The sequence below is a fragment of the Burkholderia sola genome, assembly GCF_905400185.1.
In the GTDB taxonomy this organism is placed as follows: domain Bacteria; phylum Pseudomonadota; class Gammaproteobacteria; order Burkholderiales; family Burkholderiaceae; genus Burkholderia; species Burkholderia sola.
Genome location: NZ_FR989676.1, coordinates 2,921,182 through 2,938,811 on the forward strand (window position 1 = coordinate 2,921,182; position 17,630 = coordinate 2,938,811).

At 66.1% G+C, this 17,630-nt stretch carries 13 protein-coding genes, 1 tRNA gene and 2 pseudogenes; 5 read left to right on the plus strand and 11 right to left on the minus strand.

The genetic code is table 11. The features are described 5' to 3' along the window. Positions 1-58: 58 nt before the first annotated feature. Positions 59-451, plus strand: a complete 393-nt coding sequence (locus tag KR541_RS29475; protein ID WP_050011250.1) for a VOC family protein — start codon at positions 59-61, stop codon at positions 449-451. Between the two features lie 59 nt (positions 452-510). Continuing rightward, positions 511-1,758: a citrate/2-methylcitrate synthase gene (locus KR541_RS29480; RefSeq protein WP_204384150.1), complete on the plus strand. Its 1,248-nt coding sequence runs from the start codon at positions 511-513 to the stop codon at positions 1,756-1,758. A 470-nt stretch (positions 1,759-2,228) separates the two neighbouring features. Here the strand turns inward: KR541_RS29480 and KR541_RS36835 are convergent, their stop codons facing one another. The 8 genes from KR541_RS36835 to fdnG form a co-directional block, all read right to left on the minus strand. Then, a complete protein-coding gene (locus tag KR541_RS36835; RefSeq protein ID WP_235356133.1) occupies positions 2,229-2,477 on the minus strand; it encodes a hypothetical protein in 249 nt (82 codons plus the stop codon). Between the two features lie 206 nt (positions 2,478-2,683). Further along, a tRNA-Sec gene (locus KR541_RS29490) sits at positions 2,684-2,779 on the minus strand. A 32-nt stretch (positions 2,780-2,811) separates the two neighbouring features. Continuing rightward, positions 2,812-4,737 carry a selenocysteine-specific translation elongation factor gene (selB, locus tag KR541_RS29495; RefSeq protein ID WP_216089980.1) on the minus strand — a complete coding sequence of 642 codons (1,926 nt, stop codon included), beginning with the start codon at positions 4,735-4,737 and terminating at the stop codon, positions 2,812-2,814. After that, positions 4,734-6,173 (minus strand): L-seryl-tRNA(Sec) selenium transferase, encoded by a 1,440-nt coding sequence (gene selA, locus KR541_RS29500; RefSeq protein WP_216089981.1) that lies wholly within the window; start codon positions 6,171-6,173, stop codon positions 4,734-4,736. Before selA ends, selB begins: the two co-directional genes overlap by 4 nt. Before the next feature lie 72 nt (positions 6,174-6,245). Continuing rightward, positions 6,246-7,181, minus strand: a complete 936-nt coding sequence (gene fdhE, locus KR541_RS29505) for a formate dehydrogenase accessory protein FdhE (protein ID WP_176015415.1) — start codon at positions 7,179-7,181, stop codon at positions 6,246-6,248. Between the two features lie 391 nt (positions 7,182-7,572). Next, positions 7,573-8,199 carry a formate dehydrogenase subunit gamma gene (locus tag KR541_RS29510; RefSeq protein WP_089489179.1) on the minus strand — a complete coding sequence of 209 codons (627 nt, stop codon included), beginning with the start codon at positions 8,197-8,199 and terminating at the stop codon, positions 7,573-7,575. Next, complete coding sequence (gene fdxH / locus KR541_RS29515; protein ID WP_059783956.1) at positions 8,196-9,110, minus strand: formate dehydrogenase subunit beta; 915 nt, start codon at positions 9,108-9,110, stop codon at positions 8,196-8,198. The genes KR541_RS29510 and fdxH overlap by 4 nt, the downstream gene beginning before the upstream one ends. Before the next feature lie 10 nt (positions 9,111-9,120). Then, the gene (gene fdnG / locus KR541_RS29520) at positions 9,121-12,192 is read right to left on the minus strand and encodes a formate dehydrogenase-N subunit alpha (protein ID WP_143328897.1); all 3,072 of its coding nucleotides are present in this window, start codon (positions 12,190-12,192) and stop codon (positions 9,121-9,123) included. 154 nt (positions 12,193-12,346) lie between these two features. Here fdnG and KR541_RS29525 point away from each other — a divergent pair, with 154 nt between their 5' ends. The 3 genes from KR541_RS29525 (at position 12,347) to KR541_RS29535 (ending at position 15,735) form a co-directional block, all read left to right on the plus strand. Then, on the plus strand, positions 12,347-13,291 hold the full coding sequence (locus tag KR541_RS29525) for a YihY/virulence factor BrkB family protein (protein WP_050011257.1): 945 nt from the start codon (positions 12,347-12,349) through the stop codon (positions 13,289-13,291). 419 nt (positions 13,292-13,710) lie between these two features. Continuing rightward, a complete protein-coding gene (locus KR541_RS29530) occupies positions 13,711-14,868 on the plus strand; it encodes a porin (RefSeq protein WP_089489176.1) in 1,158 nt (385 codons plus the stop codon). Positions 14,869-15,261: 393 nt separating this feature from the next. After that, positions 15,262-15,735: a VOC family protein gene (locus KR541_RS29535; protein WP_050011259.1), complete on the plus strand. Its 474-nt coding sequence runs from the start codon at positions 15,262-15,264 to the stop codon at positions 15,733-15,735. Positions 15,736-15,890: 155 nt separating this feature from the next. Here KR541_RS29535 and KR541_RS29540 read toward each other — a convergent pair. The 3 genes and pseudogenes from KR541_RS29540 to KR541_RS29550 form a co-directional block, all read right to left on the minus strand. Next, positions 15,891-16,684, minus strand: a pseudogene (locus tag KR541_RS29540) (AadA family aminoglycoside 3''-O-nucleotidyltransferase). A gap of 33 nt (positions 16,685-16,717) precedes the next feature. After that, positions 16,718-16,819 (minus strand): annotated as a pseudogene (locus KR541_RS29545) (ATP-binding cassette domain-containing protein); the annotation flags it as partial. 223 nt (positions 16,820-17,042) lie between these two features. After that, positions 17,043-17,492 carry an HU family DNA-binding protein gene (locus tag KR541_RS29550; protein ID WP_011548077.1) on the minus strand — a complete coding sequence of 150 codons (450 nt, stop codon included), beginning with the start codon at positions 17,490-17,492 and terminating at the stop codon, positions 17,043-17,045. Positions 17,493-17,630 lie beyond the last annotated feature (138 nt).

Consider the following 17,630-nt stretch of genomic DNA (forward strand, 5'->3'; position numbering starts at 1 on the left):
CGCGCTCGTGCCGCCCACCTGCCCTTGCGCTGACTCCCCAACTCGACCCTCCACCATCATGATTGAATTCAAATGGGATCACCTGCAACTCTGCTCGGCCGATGCCGAAGCCACCGCCGCCTGGTTCGCGCGCTGCCTGAACGCCAAAATCGTGCGACGCCCCGGTCGCGTCGACCTGCGGATCGGTGACATCAACCTGTTCATCACGGCGCTGCCGCACGCGCATTCGGCAATCACGCCGGACGGCGCGCGCGTGCAGGGAATCGATCACTTCGGCGTGCTGGTCGATGATCTCGACGCGGCTTACCCGCACCTGGTCGACAACGGCGCCGAGATCGTCCAGCCCATCGCGCGGGTCCGCGCCGGCGTGCGCTGCTGTTTCGTGCGCGCGCCTGGCGACATCCTCGTCGAAGTGCTCGAGCGGCGTCCGGCCGAGATGACATTCAACTGAACCCGGTCTATAGTCGGCGCACGCGGCCACGCACCGGCCGCATCCTTATCAAGACTCCCATGCAGAACTGGATCACCCTGACAGAAGCGGCGCGGCGGCTCGGTGTGCGGGCGCAGACCGTCTATGCGTACGCGAGCCGCGGAAGCATCGCCGTGATTCAGGATCCGGACGATCCGCGCAGGAGCCTGTATCGCGCCGAGGACGTGGTCGCACTGTGCCGCAAGAAGCAAGTCGGCCGCAAACGGGCGGCGCTGGCGGCCGGCACGATCTTCGGCGCCGAGCCGTGCATCTATAGCGGCATCACCACGTTCTCGAAGGGCCGCGCGTGGTATCGCGGCCGCGACAGCATTCAACTCGCCGAGAGCGCGACGCTCGAGGAAACGGCTGCGCTGCTTTGGCAGGCTACCGCGCCCGTGTCGTTCGATGCGCCGGCGCTCGCACTGCCGGCCGGCGAGCCCGATCGGCAATGCGCGTTCACGATGCTCGCGACGCTGGCCGCAAACGGCCATTCGACGCTCGGCCGCCTCGACAGCGCGCTTCACACCGAGGCCGGGCAGCTCGTCGCGATCGTGTCTCGCGCGTTCGGCGCACATGACGATGCCAGCGCAGGCCCGCTCTGCACCCATCAGCGGCTCGCGGCCGGCTGGGCGCTCGACAGCCGTGGCGCCGACCTGCTGCGCTGCGCGATGGTGCTGGTCGCCGACCACGAGATCACGAGCTCGGCATTCGCCGCGCGCATCACGGCATCGACCGGTGCGTCCCTGGCCGGCTGCCTGCTGACAGGGCTCGCCACGCTATCGGGCCCGCTGCACGGCGACGCGTCGGGACGCGTGCGGGCGATGTTCGACGACGTGCAACGATTGGGGGCCGAGCGCGTCGTCGATCATCACCTGAGGTCCGCGATCCCGCTTCCCGGCTTCGGTCATCATCTGTACCCCGACGGCGATCCGCGCGCGGCCGCGCTGCTTGCGCGACTCGACCCGCCGGCCGAGATCGCGCACTTCGTGGACAAGGTTACGGCGCTCACCGGCCTGCGGCCGACCATCGACGTAGCGCTTGCGATGTTGTCGGTGCAGCTTCGGTTGCCCCGCGATGCGGCGTTTGGGCTGTTCTCGATCGCGCGCAGCGTCGGGCTGCTCGCCCACTGCATCGAGCAGTTGCGCGTCGGCAAGGTGATCCGGCCGCGCAGCCGTTATACCGGGCCGGCGCTCGACGATCGGCATCTGCGGCCCGCCGCTGACGACGATGGCAAATTACCGAAAGCCGGCGTGATCGATAAGAATCGCGTGTTCAAGGTGGTGGAGTAACCCGCGTGACGCGCCGCACACCAAATTGAACGCGTCACCGTTTGCGAGGCAAAGTTGTCATTTGCCGCGGCCTGCGAAGACCGGTGTCAACTCCCCTGCGACGCCGGCAGCGGCAATCACGCGTTGTGCGAAACCTGAGTTTGAACGGGCAATGCTCCACAGCGGCCGCTTACCCGAGCCCTTCGCGGGGGCGTTTAATGCAAACAGACAGGCAGATTACAGAAGTTATCTGCAGACGCTTGCAATGAAGCTTTCCGAATGGCAGCACAACCCCCACGACAAGACAGATTCGCTTGAGGCAGACGCCTTGAACCGTATGGATTCTAGAGTGACAGAATTAATTTGCTCTACGTGACTCGAAGACGGCTATGAACCAGTTCGCGATCCTCTACGAGGATCGATTCGTTCGACCATCCGTGTGAATCTCAACCCGCCTTGAACACGGAAATCCTGACACCCCGTCGACGCCATCATCGGTGAAAATGAGTCGCCATGCAATCGATCAGCTCAGCTCCTTGCGAGCCTTGCCTGAAACGCTTTTGCTCTTCAAAGTCCAGCGATGGCAATAGGTGGATGATCTGCTCGTCGCTATATAGCGCCATCACCGTCTCGGCATCCAGCCCGATTACCTTACGCCCTCTCAACGTGTTGGCCGCCTCAATAGTCGCTCCAATTATTACGTCTGCCAACTGCACCGCGGGGCTCACCTTCGAGTCCACCTGCGTCACCGACGTGAGTTTGAGCGGGAACTTCAGACTTGCGATCTCCGACTGCCTGAACTCGATGGCTTCCTCATGGTTGATGTACTGCTGAATCAGGTCATGGTAAGTCAGGAGGTTCTTGGACTGGTCATGCTCGACACAGTACGAACCCTCAGCTTGCGGACTTTCAGAGGAAGCTCAAGGAACGCCGCGGAAGCCCGGCATGGCGGAAGGCAGCAGGAGTCGAACCTACCCAGGAGTGTCTGACACCCCCAACTGGATTTGAAGTCCAGCCGTACCACCGGATACGAATGCCTTCCGTGGGAAAAAGAAACCGAAGAACGACGAGCGCCTACGCCTGAATACCCACCCAACCGCTATCAGGCCGCAGGTAGTGAAGATCGCGGTGGAAGCGAGTATACCCAACCCGATCGAAGAACTCGAGAATCTGGATCGCGCGCTTGCGACCGAGCCCCGTCGCGTCGCGGAACGTCGCCGCATCGAGCCCGCCGCCGCGCGACGGCGCGAGATGCGCGACCAGTTCCGCCAGTTCGCGCGCGACGTCGGCATGATAGAACAGGTCGCGCACGACCTGCTGCACGTCGCCGCGGCGTGCGAGCTTGCGCAACAGCGCGCGCACCGCGTCCTCGGCCGCGCCCGTGTCGCGCGCCAGGTCGCGCACCCACGGCGGATCGAAGCGCCCCGCGTGAATCAGCGGCAGCAGTTGCCGCGCCAGCGCTTCCTCGCGCGGCTCGAGGCTCACCGAATGCGACGGCAGATGCAGCCACGGCCCGCTGCGCACGACTTCGCCGCCGGACACCAGCGCGTCGACGAGCGCGCGCCACAGCGCATCGCTCGCGAGCGGCGCGGCCATTCGCCGCAGGCGCGCGGCGTCGAGCCCCTGCTCGTCGGGCATGCGCTCGTGGTACGCACGCAGCGTCTCGACCGCCCGCGTCTGCAACGCACGCCAGTGCGCATGCGAAATCACCGCGCCTTCGTTCGACGCGGCATCGCGTTGCCCGATCGCCAGCGCATCGCCGGGCAACGCCAGCACATTCGGCGCGAACCCCGTCAGATGCGTGAGCGTCGCGCGCGCGATGCCGAGCGGCGCCTGCGCGAGCAGCGCATCGACGCGCCCCTCGTCGAGCCACGCCGCGAGCGCATCGAGCCACGCGCGACGCGCAGGCGTGCGGCGCTTGCGGGCCGGCCCGAACGGATCGAGCACCCGGCCACCGCCGACGGTGCGCGTCGCCTGCGGATTGCGGACGATGAAGCGGTCGCCCGGCAGCGCGAACACCGGCTCGTCGAACACCAGTTGCACGCGCATCCGCTGGCCGGCCGCGAGCGTGTCGCCGTCGAGCAGCGCGACGTGGGCCACGCGATGCAGCGTGCCGAGATGCACATGCAGCGGCGCCCAGTGGGTCAGCGTCAGCCCGGCGTCCGCGAGCAGCGTCAGCTCGACGTCCAGGCGCGGCGACGTCGCGACGAGCCGCGCGTCGGCGACGGTGTCGCCACGCTCGACGTCGGCCTTGTCGACGCCGGCCAGGTTCAGCGCGCAACGCTCGCCCGCGCGGCCGCCCTCGACCGGCCGGTTCTGCGCATGGATGCTGCGCACGCGGGCCGCGCCGCCCGTGCGCACGATCGCGAGCGTGTCGCCCGTCGCGACGCGGCCCGCGAACGCGGTACCCGTCACGACAGTGCCCTGCCCGGCAAGCGTAAACACGCGATCGACCGCGAGCCGGAACAGCCCGTCGTCGCGACGCGCGCGCCACGCGATCGCCGCGTCGGCGAGGTGCTGCTTCAACGCGGCGACGCCCGGATCGTCGGCCACGGTCGCACGCGTTTCGAAGATCGGCGCGCCGGCCAATGTCGAGTCGTGCAGCCACGCGGCGATCTCGTCGCGCACCTCGGCGACGCGCGCGGCATCGACGCGATCGCATTTCGTCAGCGCGACAGCGCCATGCGTGACGGCGAGCAGTTGCAGGATCGCGAGATGCTCGCGCGTCTGCGGCATCACGCCGTCGTCGGCGGCAATCACGAGCAGCGCGAAGTCGATCCCGCACGCGCCGGCCGCCATCGTATGAATCAGTTTCTCGTGGCCCGGCACGTCGATCAGGCCAAGCACGTCGCCGTTGTCGAGCGGCGTATACGCGTAGCCGAGTTCGATCGAAATGCCGCGCGCCTTCTCTTCCTTCAGGCGATCGGTGTCGACGCCCGTCAGCGCACGCACGAGCGTGGTCTTGCCGTGGTCGATGTGCCCCGCGGTCCCGACGATCATGCGGCGGGCCCCGCGAGCGGCACGCATTGCGCGACGAACGCCGCTTCGTCGGCCGCTTCGAGGCAGCGCAGGTCGAGCCGCAGCGCATTGTCGGCGATGCGGCCGATCACCGGGCGCGGCCATTCGCGCAGCCGCTTCTCGAGCTGCGCGAGCGCGCGGCCGCTGCGCTTGCCGTCCGCCGAGCGCACCACGAGCCCGGCGCTCGGCAACTGGTCGACCGGCAGCGCGCCGCTGCCGATCTGGCTGAACATTGGCTCGACGGTCACGTCGAAACCGCTGCCGAACGCAGCCTGCAACGCGGGGCGCACGCGTTCGGCAGCGTCGGCTATCTCGCACTGCGGGCGCGTCAGCAGGCGCAGCGTCGTGAGCCGGTCGCGCAGGAATTCGGGCGACTGATACAGGCGCAGCACCGGTTCGAGCGCCGCGAGCGTCAGCTTGCCGACGCGCAGCGCACGCTTGAGCGGATGCTTCTTGATCTTCGCGATGAGCGCGCGATCGCCGACGATCAGGCCGGCCTGCGGGCCGCCGAGCAGCTTGTCGCCGCTGAACGTGACAACGTTTGCGCCGGCGGCGACGGTTTCCTGCACGGTCGTCTCGTGCGGCAGGCCCCATTGCGACAGGTCGGCCAGCGTGCCGCTGCCGAGATCGACGGCGACCGGCACGCCGTGCTCGCGCGCGAGCGGCGCGAGTTCGGCGAGCGTCGCCTCCTTCGTGAAGCCGCTGATTGCGTAGTTGCTGCAGTGCACCTTCATCAACAGCGCCGTGCGCGGGCCGATCGCGTCCGCGTAGTCGCGCAGATGCGTGCGATTGGTCGTGCCGACTTCGCGCAGCTTCGCACCGGCGCGGCTCATGATGTCGGGAATGCGGAATGCCCCGCCGATCTCGACCAGCTCGCCGCGCGACACGACGACTTCCCGCTTCGTCGCGAGCGCCGACAGCGTCAGCAGCACGGCCGCCGCGTTGTTGTTGACGACGGTCGCGGCTTCCGCGCCCGTCAGTTCGCACAGCAGAGCGTCGATCAGGTCGTCGCGATCGCCGCGGCGGCCGGTGGCGAGATCGAATTCGAGGTTGACGGGCCGCGTGAGCACGTCGACCACCGCGCGCACCGCGTCGTCGGGCAGCAGCGCGCGCCCGAGGTTCGTGTGCAGCACGGTGCCTGTCAGATTGAACACGGTCCGCACCGCGCCCGCGCTCTGCGCGGCCAGCGTATGCGCGACGGCAGCGGCGATGCGCGGCTCGTCGAGCGACTCGGCCGCGGCGGGGTCGTGCTGCGCGGCCGTGCGCCAGTGTGCCAGTTCGGCCCGCACGGCATTCAGCACGCGCGTGCGGCCATAGTCGGCGACGAGCGGCTGCAGCGGCGCCGACGACAGCACGCGCTCGACCGACGGCACACGCGCCAGCACGGCATTCAATTCATTCACACCCGGTTCGGTCACGTCGTTATCGCTCCAGTCTCATGCTTCGCAGTCGGCCGGGCCGACGCTCGCGCACCGCCCCGGCCCGTGCCTTCAGTCCGCTTCCCGCGACACGTCCGGCCACAGCAGCGGGTTCGGCGAACTGCGCTGGTAGCCGGCCTCGTTCATCAGCAGGTCGAGCGTGAGGCTCGCGAGATCGTCCGCCAGCGGCTCGAACTCGTAGTCCTTCTCCTGATAGCCGATCTTGCGATAGGTCTTGCATTCGTCGCACGATTCGGCCTTGACGGCTTCGCTGCCGCCTTCGATCCCGTGATACGCGATGCCCTTCGTCGAATCGCAGTGCGAGCACTTGGTGCGCACCATGTGCCACTCGGTCGTGCACAGCCCGCACTGCAGGAAACGGTAGCCCTGATACTGGCCGCCGACCCGCACGACGCTCGCAACCGGATGCGTGCCGCACACCGGGCACAGCCCCGGCTGGTCGAGATACGGAACGTCGGTCGGCGTCACGCGGCTCGCGAGGTCCGTCCACACGACCTGCAGCGCGGCCATCAGGAACGGCGCGGTGGCCGGATCGACTTCGGCGAAGCGCAGCGCGAGGATCGCGTCGGCCTGCGCGTCGAGCTCGGCCGGCGCCATCAGCCGCAGCCGGTCGAGCAGCTTCGCCAACTGCGGATTGACGAGCCCGGCGCTTTCGACGCGGTCGAGCAGTTCATACAGCACGGCGCGCCAGCGCGAATCGCGCTCGCCGTGGAGCGCCGGCACGAGCGGCATCGAATGTTCCTGCGCGCGTGCGATCGCTTCCTTCGACGGCAGCGGCAGCTCCAGCGTCTGCAGCGTCGCGTGCTGCGCATCGGCGACGGTGGCCATCAGCCGCAGGTAGCCGCTGATCGGGTTCAGGTCGGCAAGCTTGCGCAGCCGCGCGGCGCGCGCCGCGAACGCGGTCGCGCGCTCCGGCAGACGAAAGCGCGGAATGGCCGAATGATCGAGTGCCGAGATCTCGGTCGGCTCCAGAATGCGTTGTGTCACGAAAATATCTTCCAAGGGGGCTGTTTGCGCATGGAACGCGCATGCGTTGCCACGAGAAGGGCCGCTCGCGAGGCGCGCGACGCAGCGAATACTGGCGTATTCGCAAGGAGCGCAACGTGGCGAGCGGCCCTTCTCGTGGCAACCCGTGTCTAATTATCCATTTTAGGGGAATGCCCGAAATCGCCCACAGGGCGGCGTCGCTCGTCACTTGTCTGGCTCGGCCAAACGGCGCTCCTCGCTCCTTGCCCTGCGAGCGATTTCGGGCATTCGCATGCGCGTTCCATGCGCAAACAGCCCCCAAACTAAGCGCCGACGAATCGGCGCTCTCAGGCGATTCCGACGGTTGGCGGAACAGCACGCCGCAATCGGCGTACCGCCCCGCTCCGCTGCGTTACTTCACGCTTTCACGGAACCACTTCGGGTGATGCTTGCGGGCCCAGCCCAGCGTGACGGTGCCGCGCACCATCGCGCCGATCGAACCCTTCACCCACAACGCCGCGTAAATGTGCACGATGATGCTCGCGATCAGCACGAAGGCCGCCACGGCATGCACGACAGCGGCCGCGCGGATCACCCCGATCGGGAAGTAGAACGAGAAGTAACGCCGCCAGATCACGATGCCCGACAGCAGGAGCAGCAGCAGGCAGGCCACCAGCGTGAAGAATAGCAGCTTCTGTCCGGCGTTATAGCGCCCGACCGGCGGCAGCTTGTCTTCCTGGTTGGTCAGCACGTCGCCGATCTGCCTGAGCCACTGCCGGTCGTCCGCGTCGAGCGCATTGTGGTGCCAGAAGCGCACCACGAGAATCGCGAACGACACGAACATCACGAGGCCGACGAACGGATGCAGGATCCGCGTCCACTGGCCGCCGCCGAACAGCGCGGTCAGCCAGAACATCGACGGATGGAACAGCGCGAGCCCGGACAACGCGAGCAGCACGAACGTGATCGCGGTGATCCAGTGGTTCGTGCGCTCGTTCGGCGTGTAGCGGACGATCAGGTTGGGGTCGTCGTGGTTCATTTCGCGTCCTCCTTGATGCGTCGCGCTTCGTCGCGAGCGGCGGCTTCCTCGTCGTCGGTGACCTCGTTCGGACCCACCCGCGTGTAGTGGAAGAAGCCGGCCAGCGCGGTCAGCGCGAGGCCGGCCACCGCCAGCGGCTTCGCGATGCCCTTCCACAGCTTCACCATCGGGCTGATCGACGGGTTGTCGGGCAGCCCGTGATACAGCGACGGTTTGTCCGCATGGTGCAGCACGTACATCACGTGCGTGCCGCCCACGCCTTGCGGGTCGTACAGCCCCGCATGCTCGAAGCCGCGCTCCTTCAGGTCCTCGATCCGCTCGGCCGCGTGCTGCTTCATGTCCTCCTTGGTGCCGAACACGATCGCGCCCGTCGGGCAGGTCTTCACGCAGGCCGGTTCCTGGCCGACCGCGACGCGGTCGGAACAGAGCGTGCACTTGTATGCGCGATGATCCTTCTTCGAGATCCGCGGCACGTTGAACGGGCAACCGGTCACGCAGTAGCCGCAACCGATGCAGTTCTCCTCGTGGAAATCGACGATCCCGTTGTTGTACTGCACGATCGCACCCGGCGACGGACACGCCTTCAGGCAGCCCGGATCCTCGCAGTGCATGCAGCCGTCCTTGCGGATCAGCCACTCGAGGTCGCCCGCCGGGTTCTCGTATTCGGAGAACCGCATGACCGTCCACGAATGCTCGGTCAGGTCGGCCGGGTTGTCGTACACGCCGACGTTGGTGCCGACCTCGTCGCGCAGGTCGTTCCACTCCATGCATGCCGTCTGGCATGCCTTGCAGCCGATGCACTTCGATACGTCGATCAGCTTCGCGACGCTTCCCGTCACCGGTTCGCGCACCGTGGGCGGTGGCGTCGTGGTGGCCGAAACGCGTTTGATATCCAGCGATTGCAATGCCATCTCTTTCCCCTTACGCCTTTTCGACCTTCACCAGGAACGACTTGAATTCCGGTGTATAGGAGTTGCCGTCGCCCACGGACGGAGTCAGGGTATTGGCGAGATAGCCGGGCTTCGTCAGGCCCTTGAAGCCCCAGTGCAACGGGACGCCGACCGTCTGGACCTTCTTGCCGTCGACCGTCAGCGGCTTGATCCGCTTCGTGACGAGGGCGACCGCGATGATGTAGCCGCGCTTGGACGACACCTTCACGCGCTCGCCATGCGCGACGCCGACTTCCTTCGCGAGGTCTTCGCCAATCTCGACGAATTGCTCGGGCTGGATGATCGAGTTCAGCCGCGCATGCTTGGTCCAGTAGTGGAAATGCTCGGTCAGCCGGTACGTGGTCGCCACGTGCGGGAAGTCCGCCACCTTGCCGAACGACGCACGATCGTCCGGGAACACGCGGGCGGCCGGGTTGTTCAGCGCCAGCGGGTTGTTCGGGTGCAGCGGGTTCGCCGCGAGCGGCGTCTCGAACGGCTCGTAGTGCTCGGGGAACGGACCTTCGTTCATCCCCGCGCGGGCGAAGAAGCGCGCGACCCCTTCCGGGTTCATGATGAACGGCGCCATCCCGTTTTCGGGCGGTTCGTCGGCCTTGAAGTCCGGCACGTCGGCGCCCTTCCACGCGCTGCCGTTCCAGCCGATCAGCTTGCGGGTCGGGTCGAACGGCTTGCCGGCGACGTCGCACGACGCGCGGTTGTACAGGATCCGCCGGTTCGCGGGCCATGCCCACGCCCAGTTCAGCGTCTGGCCGATGCCGGTCGGGTCCGAGTTGTCGCGCCGCCCCATCTGGTTGCCGGCCTGCGTCCACGCGCCGCAGAAGATCCAGCAGCCGCTCGCGGTCGTGCCGTCGTCCTTCAGTTGCGCGAACGCGGCGAGCTGCTCGCCCTTCTTCACGAGCGTCTTCGCCGGGTCCTTCGGATCGGGCAGATCGGCGAGCGCCTTCCCGTTGAACTCCATCGCCAGTTCTTCGGGCGTCGGGCTTTCCGGGTTCGCGTACGGCCAGGTCAGGTTCACGATCGGGTCCGGGTACTTGCCGCCGTCCTTCTGGTACAGCTTGCGCATGCGCAGGAACAGCCCCGACATGATCTCGAGGTCGCTCCTCGCTTCGCCCGGCGGCTCCGCGCCCTTCCAGTGCCACTGCAGCACGCGGCTCGAACTGACGAGCGAGCCGTTTTCCTCCGCGAAGCAGGTGGTCGGCAGGCGGAACACCTCGGTCTGGATCTTCGACGCATCGACGTCGTTGTAGTCGCCGTGATGCTTCCAGAACTCGGACGTCTCGGTCGCGAGCGGATCCATGATCACGAGCCACTTCAGCTTCGCGAGGCCCGCCGCCGTCTTCACCTTCGACGGCGCCGCCGCGAGCGGATTGAAGCCCTGGCAGATGTAGCCGTTCATCTTGCCGGCATTCATCAGCTCGATCGCCTGCAGCAGGTCGTACTGCTTGTCCAGCTTCGGCAGGTAGTCGTACGCCCAGTTGTTCTCGGCGGTGGCTGCATCGCCCCACCACGACTTCATGAAGCTGACGTGGAATGCCTTGTAGTTCTTCCAGTAGCTGAGCTGGTTCGGCCGCAGCGGTTCCTGCACGCGCTTCTTGATGTACGCGTCGAAGTCCTGCTCGGCCTGCATCGGCAGCGTCATGTAGCCCGGCAGCAGGTTCGACATCAGCCCGAGGTCGGTCAGCCCCTGGATGTTCGAGTGACCGCGCAGCGCGTTCATCCCGCCGCCGGCGATGCCGATGTTGCCGAGCAGCAACTGCACCATCGCGCCGGTGCGGATGATCTGCGCGCCGATCGAATGGTGCGTCCAGCCGAGCGCGTACAGCACCGTGCCGGCGCGGCCGGGAACGGCCGTGGTCGCGAGCATCTCGCACACCTTCAGGAATTTGTCCTTCGGCGTGCCGCAGACCTGCTGGACCCTCTCCGCCGTATAGCGCGCGTAGTGCTGCTTCAGCAGGTTGTAGACGCAGCGCGGATGCTGCAGCGTCGGGTCGACCTTGACGAAACCGTCGTCGCCGCGCTCGTAGTCCCAGCTCGATTTGTCCGGGTACGCGTGCTTCTCGGCGTCGTAGCCGGAATAGATGCCGTCGTTGAACGCGAAATCCTCGCGCACGATGAACGAGAAGTCCGTGTAGTTCTTCACGTACTCATGCTGGATCTTGTCGTTCGTCAGCAGATAATTGATGACGCCGCCCAGGAAGACGATGTCGGTGCCGGTGCGGATCGGCGCGTAGTAGTCGGCCACCGAGGCCGTACGCGTGAAGCGCGGGTCGACGACGATCAGCCGCGCCTTGCGGTGCGCCTTCGCCTCCGTTACCCACTTGAAACCGCACGGATGGGCCTCGGCTGCATTGCCGCCCATCACGAGAATCACGTCCGCGTTCTTGATGTCGACCCAATGGTTCGTCATCGCTCCACGGCCAAACGTCGGGGCAAGACCTGCCACCGTCGGGCCATGTCAGACACGCGCCTGATTGTCGAATGCGAGCATCCCGAGACTGCGGATGGTCTTGTGCGTCAGGTAGCCGACCTCGTTGCTGCCCGCCGAAGCCGCCAGCATGCCCGTCGTGAGCCAGCGGTTGACCTTCGCGCCGTCTTCGGCCGTCTCGACGAAGTTCGCGTCGCGGTCGGCCTTCATCAGCTTCGCGATGCGGTCGAGCGCGTCGTTCCACGAGATGGGTTCCCACTTGTCCGAGCCGGGCGCACGATACTCGGGGTGCGTCAGGCGGTTCGGGCTGTGGATGAAGTCGATCAGGCTCGCGCCCTTCGGGCACAGCGTGCCGCGATTGACCGGGTGGTCGGGATCGCCTTCGATATGGATGATGCTCGGCTGCGCGTTTTTCGCGCCGTCTCCGAGGCTGTACATCAGGATGCCGCAACCTACTGAACAGTAAGGACAGGTGTTGCGCGTTTCGACGGTGCGCGCCAGTTTGTACTGTCGGACTTCGGCCAGCGCTTCGGACGGAGAAAAGCCCATCAGGGCAAGACTCGATCCGGCAAGCGACGTGGCGGTCACCTTCAGGAACTGGCGCCGGGACATTTGTAGCATGGCGGTCTCGGCGTTATTGTGGGGTGGGGTACGACTGAAAGGAATTATAGACAGTTCAGGCAACTCTGATCGAATCCTCGGATCAATACCGATTTGTCCGACCAACCTGCGACCAACCCGCGATGATCCGCGTTCCGCGCGCAACCGAACCGTCATGAAACGACAGATCACTTCCGAAGCCACCCGTCTCGCCCAGCAGCAGGCCAACTGGGCCCTCACCGCGTTCAAGCGCTTTTCGTCCGACCGCTGCTCCGCGATGGCCGCGGGCATCGCGTTTTTCTCCGCGTTCTCGCTCGCGCCGACCCTCGTGATGGTGATCGCGGTGGCCGGCTGGTTCTACGGCGACGACGCCGCGCGCGGCCAGGTGTTCGAACAGGCGCACCAGTTGATCGGGGACGACGCGGCGGCCAGCATCCAGACGATCGTGCAGAACGCGCACCGCGCGGGCCAACGCGGCGGCCTCGCCACGCTGATCTCGTTCGCCGCGCTCGCGATCGGCGCGTCGGCCACGTTCGCGTCGCTCAGCGCCGCGCTCAGCGTGATCTGGCCGGCCACCGAAAGCCGCTGGTCGAGCATGCTCGGCCTCGTGCGCGTGCGGCTGATTTCGTTCGGGCTCGTGCTGGGCGTGGCATTCCTGCTGATCGTGTCGCTCGTGCTCGACACCGCGATCACCTTCGTCGGCACCTGGCTGCTCGGCGATTCGCCATACGTGGTCGTCACGAACCTCATCCAGTTCTTCGTCGGCATCGCGGTGCTCGCGGCCGCGTTCGCGTCGCTGATGAAATTCCTGCCCGATGCGCGCGTCGCGTGGCGCGACGCCGCGATCGGCGGCATCGTGTCCGCGATCCTGTTCTCCGGCGGCAAGAAGCTGTTCGCGCTGTATCTCGCGCATGCGGGCACCGCGAGTGCGTTCGGCGCGGCCGGATCGTTCGCGGTCCTGCTGATGTGGCTGTACTTCTCCGCGATCGTGCTGCTGCTCGGCGCGGAATTCGCGGCGGCCCGCGGCGACGCGCATCGGCCGGCCGAGCATCCGGCGCCGGCCGCGTCCGCTCAGGCAGTTCAACCCGGTCACGCCGACGATCGCCCGCGCGACGACTGATTCACCCGCCCTCTGCAAGCGGCCGCGCATCGGTCTCGCGCGGGCCCGGCACACGCCTCTCCCCTTTGCAACCCCGTCGTCCCGCCGCGCATGCGCGCGGCGTCGACGCATGCGTTGCACGCCGACATGCATCCAGCTGCAACTGCAAACGTTTGCACACCCTCGTTTCGTTACTGCAACGGGCTAAAACAAGGGATCTGCGGCCATCAGCATCAACTATTGAAACAATCGCGGCGCAGCAATTGTCAACTGTTTCATAAACAGGAACAGTTGCTGATGTGCTTGATCTATATGGACTTTTCGGCGCTGTTACCTTTTCGAGACACTTTATTTTTTGAGCTTTCTTGCGTGTATGGCACTGAGCTATTCTCCAATCCGCAACAAATAACGATGAATCACTTGCGTGGAGAAACTCAACGATGAAGAAACTTGCTCTCTCGACCCTCTCGCTCGCCCTGCTGGGCGCCGCTGGTGCTGCTCAGGCTCAGTCGAGCGTGACGCTGTACGGCGTGATCGACACGTCGATTGCCTACGTTCACGGCAATGACGGCACGGGCAACAACATGTGGCAGATGCTGTCGGGCAACCTGCAAGGCAGCCGTTGGGGCCTGAAGGGTGCGGAAGATCTGGGCGGTGGCCTGAAGGCAATCTTCCAGATTGAAAACGGCTTCAACCCGGGCACGGGCAAGCTGAGCGCATCGAACACGATTTTCAACCGCCAGGCTTACGTCGGCCTGGAAAGCAACCAGTACGGCACGCTGACGCTGGGCCGCCAGTACGACCCGGTGGTTGACCTGGTCCAAGCAGTCACGGCTGACAACTACTTCGGCAGCTTCTTCGCAACGCCGGGCGACGTCGACAACAACGACAACAGCCTGCGCGTCAGCAACGCGATCAAATACGCTTCGCCGGTTTGGGGTGGCTTCCAGTTCGAAGGCCTGTACGGTCTCAGCGGCGTCGCTGGCAAGCCGGGTTCGGGTCAGACGTGGTCGGTCGCAGCCGCTTACAACAACGGCCCGATTGGTGTTGCAGCTGGCTACTTCTACGCAAACAACCCGACGCCGGCAGCAGGCTCGCGCACCAATTGGACGTCGACGACGGCCGACAACATCGTCGACGGCCCGATCAACTCGGGTTACGTGACGGCGAAGTCGATCGGCATCGCACAAGTCGCAGGCCAGTACGCAATCGGCCCGGTCACGCTCGGCCTCGGCTACAGCAACGCACAGTACAAGCCGGACGCATCGTCGGGCTTCGGTTCGACCGAGAAGTACAATACGGGTCGCGCGTTCGTGACGTACCAGGTCACGCCGCCGCTGCTGCTGGGTCTGGGTTACTCGTACACGAAGGCGAGCGGCGACACGGACGCGAAGTACCATCAGGTTTCGCTCGGCGCGGATTACTCGCTGTCGAAGCGCACGGACGTCTACCTGGTCGGCGCATACCAGCACGCAAGCGGCACGCAACGCGTCGACGCGAATACGACGCAAGCTGCGCAAGCGTCGATCGGCTCGTACGGCTACGCCGGCACGAAGTCCCAGGAAATGGTCGCACTCGGCCTGCGTCACAAGTTCTAAAAACGAAGTATCCGGCGTGCATGGCGTCTCCGACGCCTTGCCGCCGACCTGGAAAGCCAGCCCCGGTTTCGGCCGCGGCTGGCTTTTTTTCGTCCATCTCCGGCAGGCGGAGCCGACATCGCCCGCAGGGCCGCCTCGCCCCGAGCCGGGACCCGACACAGGTCGGCGCGCCGGCAACGGCGCCTGGCGGCTGCAATGCACCCGCAACCCCGTTTCCGATGGCCGGAGAGGTCGCCGTTTCTCCGTTGAGCGCCTATCATCCGCACAGCCGGCGCCGACCGGGTTAACCGACGCAGGATTTGTTTGCGCCGCGTGTCGACTTCGGCGGGCGTCGTCCGTCGTATCGATGGCGGCATACGGTTGCCCCGCACCCATGCAGACAGGAGACTCGTCATGACGATTCAGAAGATCACGCCTTTCCTCTGGTATTCGACGGAAGCCGAAGAAGCCGCGGCCTTCTATGCCGGCATCTTTCCGGATTCGCGCATCGTGCGCGTCACGGCCGTGCCCGGCACCGACGGCACGCGGATGGTCGAATTCGAGCTGTTCGGGCAGCCATTCTTTGCGATGAGCCACCCGCGCACGGAGGCGTTCAACCACGCAATCTCGCTGCTCGTCAGCTGCGCGGACCAGGCGGAACTCGACCGCTACTGGAGCGCCCTGCTCGACAACGGCGGCACGGCCGACGGCTGCGGCTGGCTGAGGGATCGCTACGGCGTGTCATGGCAGATCGTTCCGGAAGCGCTCATCCCGATGATGGCCGACCGCGACACGGTCAAGGCGGGCCGCGTGGCCGCCGCGATGATGCAGATGACGAAGTTCGACGACGCCGCGCTGAAGGCCGCCTTTGCGGGCACCGCGGGCTGACGACAGGCGGCCGGCTGGCGGATGCGCGATGCCGCGCCGGATCGCCGTCTGCACGCACCCGGCTCGACGGGTCGCGCATGCACCCGGCTCGAACGGGTTCGCTATCCGTGGCAGGCGGGCCGTAAGCCGTTGACGTGCTTCGCCGGCGCCCGCCGCTACGCCGACAACATCGACTCGATCGCTCGCCGCGCGTAGCCGATGAATTCGGCCAGCGGCTCGCCCGACAGAATCGCCGCGCCCGCCTCGCCATCGACATAGGCAGCACGCGCAGCCGCAACAACGGGCCGGTGCGCGTCCGGCAAACGCGCCAGCACCCACGTCGCGGCGACGTCCTTCGGTGCGATCCCGCCGGTCGCGGCGCTGTACCAGATGCGCGCGAGCGCGAGCACGATGTTGCACTCGTCGCCACGCCAGTCCGGTTCGGCCTTCCACTGCGCAACGGTCGCGAGCAGCGCGGCGACGAAGTCGCGCACCGGCACCGGCTCGAACAATACGTTCGCGGGCGACCCGACCAGCGCGACACTGTGCTGTCGCGCCTTCGTCAACAGGATGGCCAGATCGTGATCGATCAGCGGCGGCTCGACGGTGCCGGCTTCCAGATCGCTGCGCAGCCACTCGCCGAACTGCAACTCGCGTCGCGCGGGATGACGCCACGGCACCACGTCGCCGTGCGCGATGACGGTGACCTCCAGCGCACGCATGCCGCTGCTGCAACCCGGCGGCGCAGACACGCCGAGCAGGTCCGACATCAGCGCGGGCCGCAGCGCTTCGTCCGGGCGTACCGCTACCGTCACCAGCAAATCGATGTCGCTGCGCGGTTTCAGGCCGCCGTCGAGCGCCGATCCGAACACAGGTGGATCGCTTGCAGCGTCGCGCCGAGATGCCGTTCGATCGCGACGCGTGCGGCGGCGAGCTGTGCGGCGATCTCATGCGGAATGAAGTCGGTCACGACGGCAAACCTGACGACGCGCGCCCAATGGAACGCGACGAAACGACACCCGGGCAGCGCCACTGCGAGCGTCGACTTCCCCGATCGCGATTCGCCGACGATGCCGAGCGTTTCGCCCTGCCGCAGCGACACCGACACGCGTCGCGCGAACGAAGCTCGCCGCTCGGCGATGGGGATGCAGATGCGCGACATACGATCCGCCGCGCGTCATGTGCCGGGCAACCGGTGATCGCCATGCCGCCTGTTCGCCGCCGCGCGCGTTGCGCGGCCCAATAAAAATCCCCGCACGCTTTCGCGTACGGGGATCTCGGGACATCGCAACGGCTGCCGACATGCATTCGGCAGTCGTTGCGCGGCATTACGCTGCCGCGTCCTTCAGCTTCTTCAGCGCACGTGCCTTCACGCGCACGCTGGCCGGCTTCGCCGGGAACCAACGCTCTTCGCCCGTGAACGGATCCTTGCCGAAGCGCTTCTTCTTCGCCGGCACGACTTGTGCCGTGATCTTCAGCAGGCCCGGCAGCGTGAACTCGCCCGCGCCCTTCTTGTGAACCGAGCCCAGCACGACGTTCTCGAGTGCGACGAGCACTGCCTTGACCGCCTTCACTTCGACAGCTGCGCGCTCAGCGATGTGCGTTGCGAGCGATGCCTTCGTGAACTTGTCCTTCAGCGGCGTCGGAGCAGCCGGTGCTGCCTTTGCGACAGCCTTCTTGGCCACTACTTTCTTCGCGGGCGCAGCCTTTTTGGCAGCCACTTTCTTGGTGGCCGGTGCGGCAGCCTTCTTGGCCACCTTTTTTGCGGAAGTCGCCATGTTTCTCCTACCAGGTGTGGTCGTTGGATACACGAAGCGTGCAACGCGCGCGCTTCAACGCCGGATTCTACAAGCGCCTTGACGCTTCGTGCAGTACTTTTATGCGTTTTCGCGGGGTTTCCCGCAGGTTTTGTTGCG

Coding starts and splice junctions, on each gene's coding strand:
- fdxH (WP_059783956.1), bottom strand. CDS start 9,110: ATGGCATTGCAATCGCTGGATATCAAACGCGTTTCGGCCACCACGACG.
- KR541_RS29525 (WP_050011257.1), top strand. CDS start 12,347: ATGAAACGACAGATCACTTCCGAAGCCACCCGTCTCGCCCAGCAGCAG.
- KR541_RS29530 (WP_089489176.1), top strand. CDS start 13,711: ATGAAGAAACTTGCTCTCTCGACCCTCTCGCTCGCCCTGCTGGGCGCC.
- KR541_RS29510 (WP_089489179.1), bottom strand. CDS start 8,199: ATGAACCACGACGACCCCAACCTGATCGTCCGCTACACGCCGAACGAG.
- KR541_RS29480 (WP_204384150.1), top strand. CDS start 511: ATGCAGAACTGGATCACCCTGACAGAAGCGGCGCGGCGGCTCGGTGTG.
- KR541_RS29475 (WP_050011250.1), top strand. CDS start 59: ATGATTGAATTCAAATGGGATCACCTGCAACTCTGCTCGGCCGATGCC.
- KR541_RS29535 (WP_050011259.1), top strand. CDS start 15,262: ATGACGATTCAGAAGATCACGCCTTTCCTCTGGTATTCGACGGAAGCC.
- KR541_RS29550 (WP_011548077.1), bottom strand. CDS start 17,492: ATGGCGACTTCCGCAAAAAAGGTGGCCAAGAAGGCTGCCGCACCGGCC.
- selB (WP_216089980.1), bottom strand. CDS start 4,737: ATGATCGTCGGGACCGCGGGGCACATCGACCACGGCAAGACCACGCTC.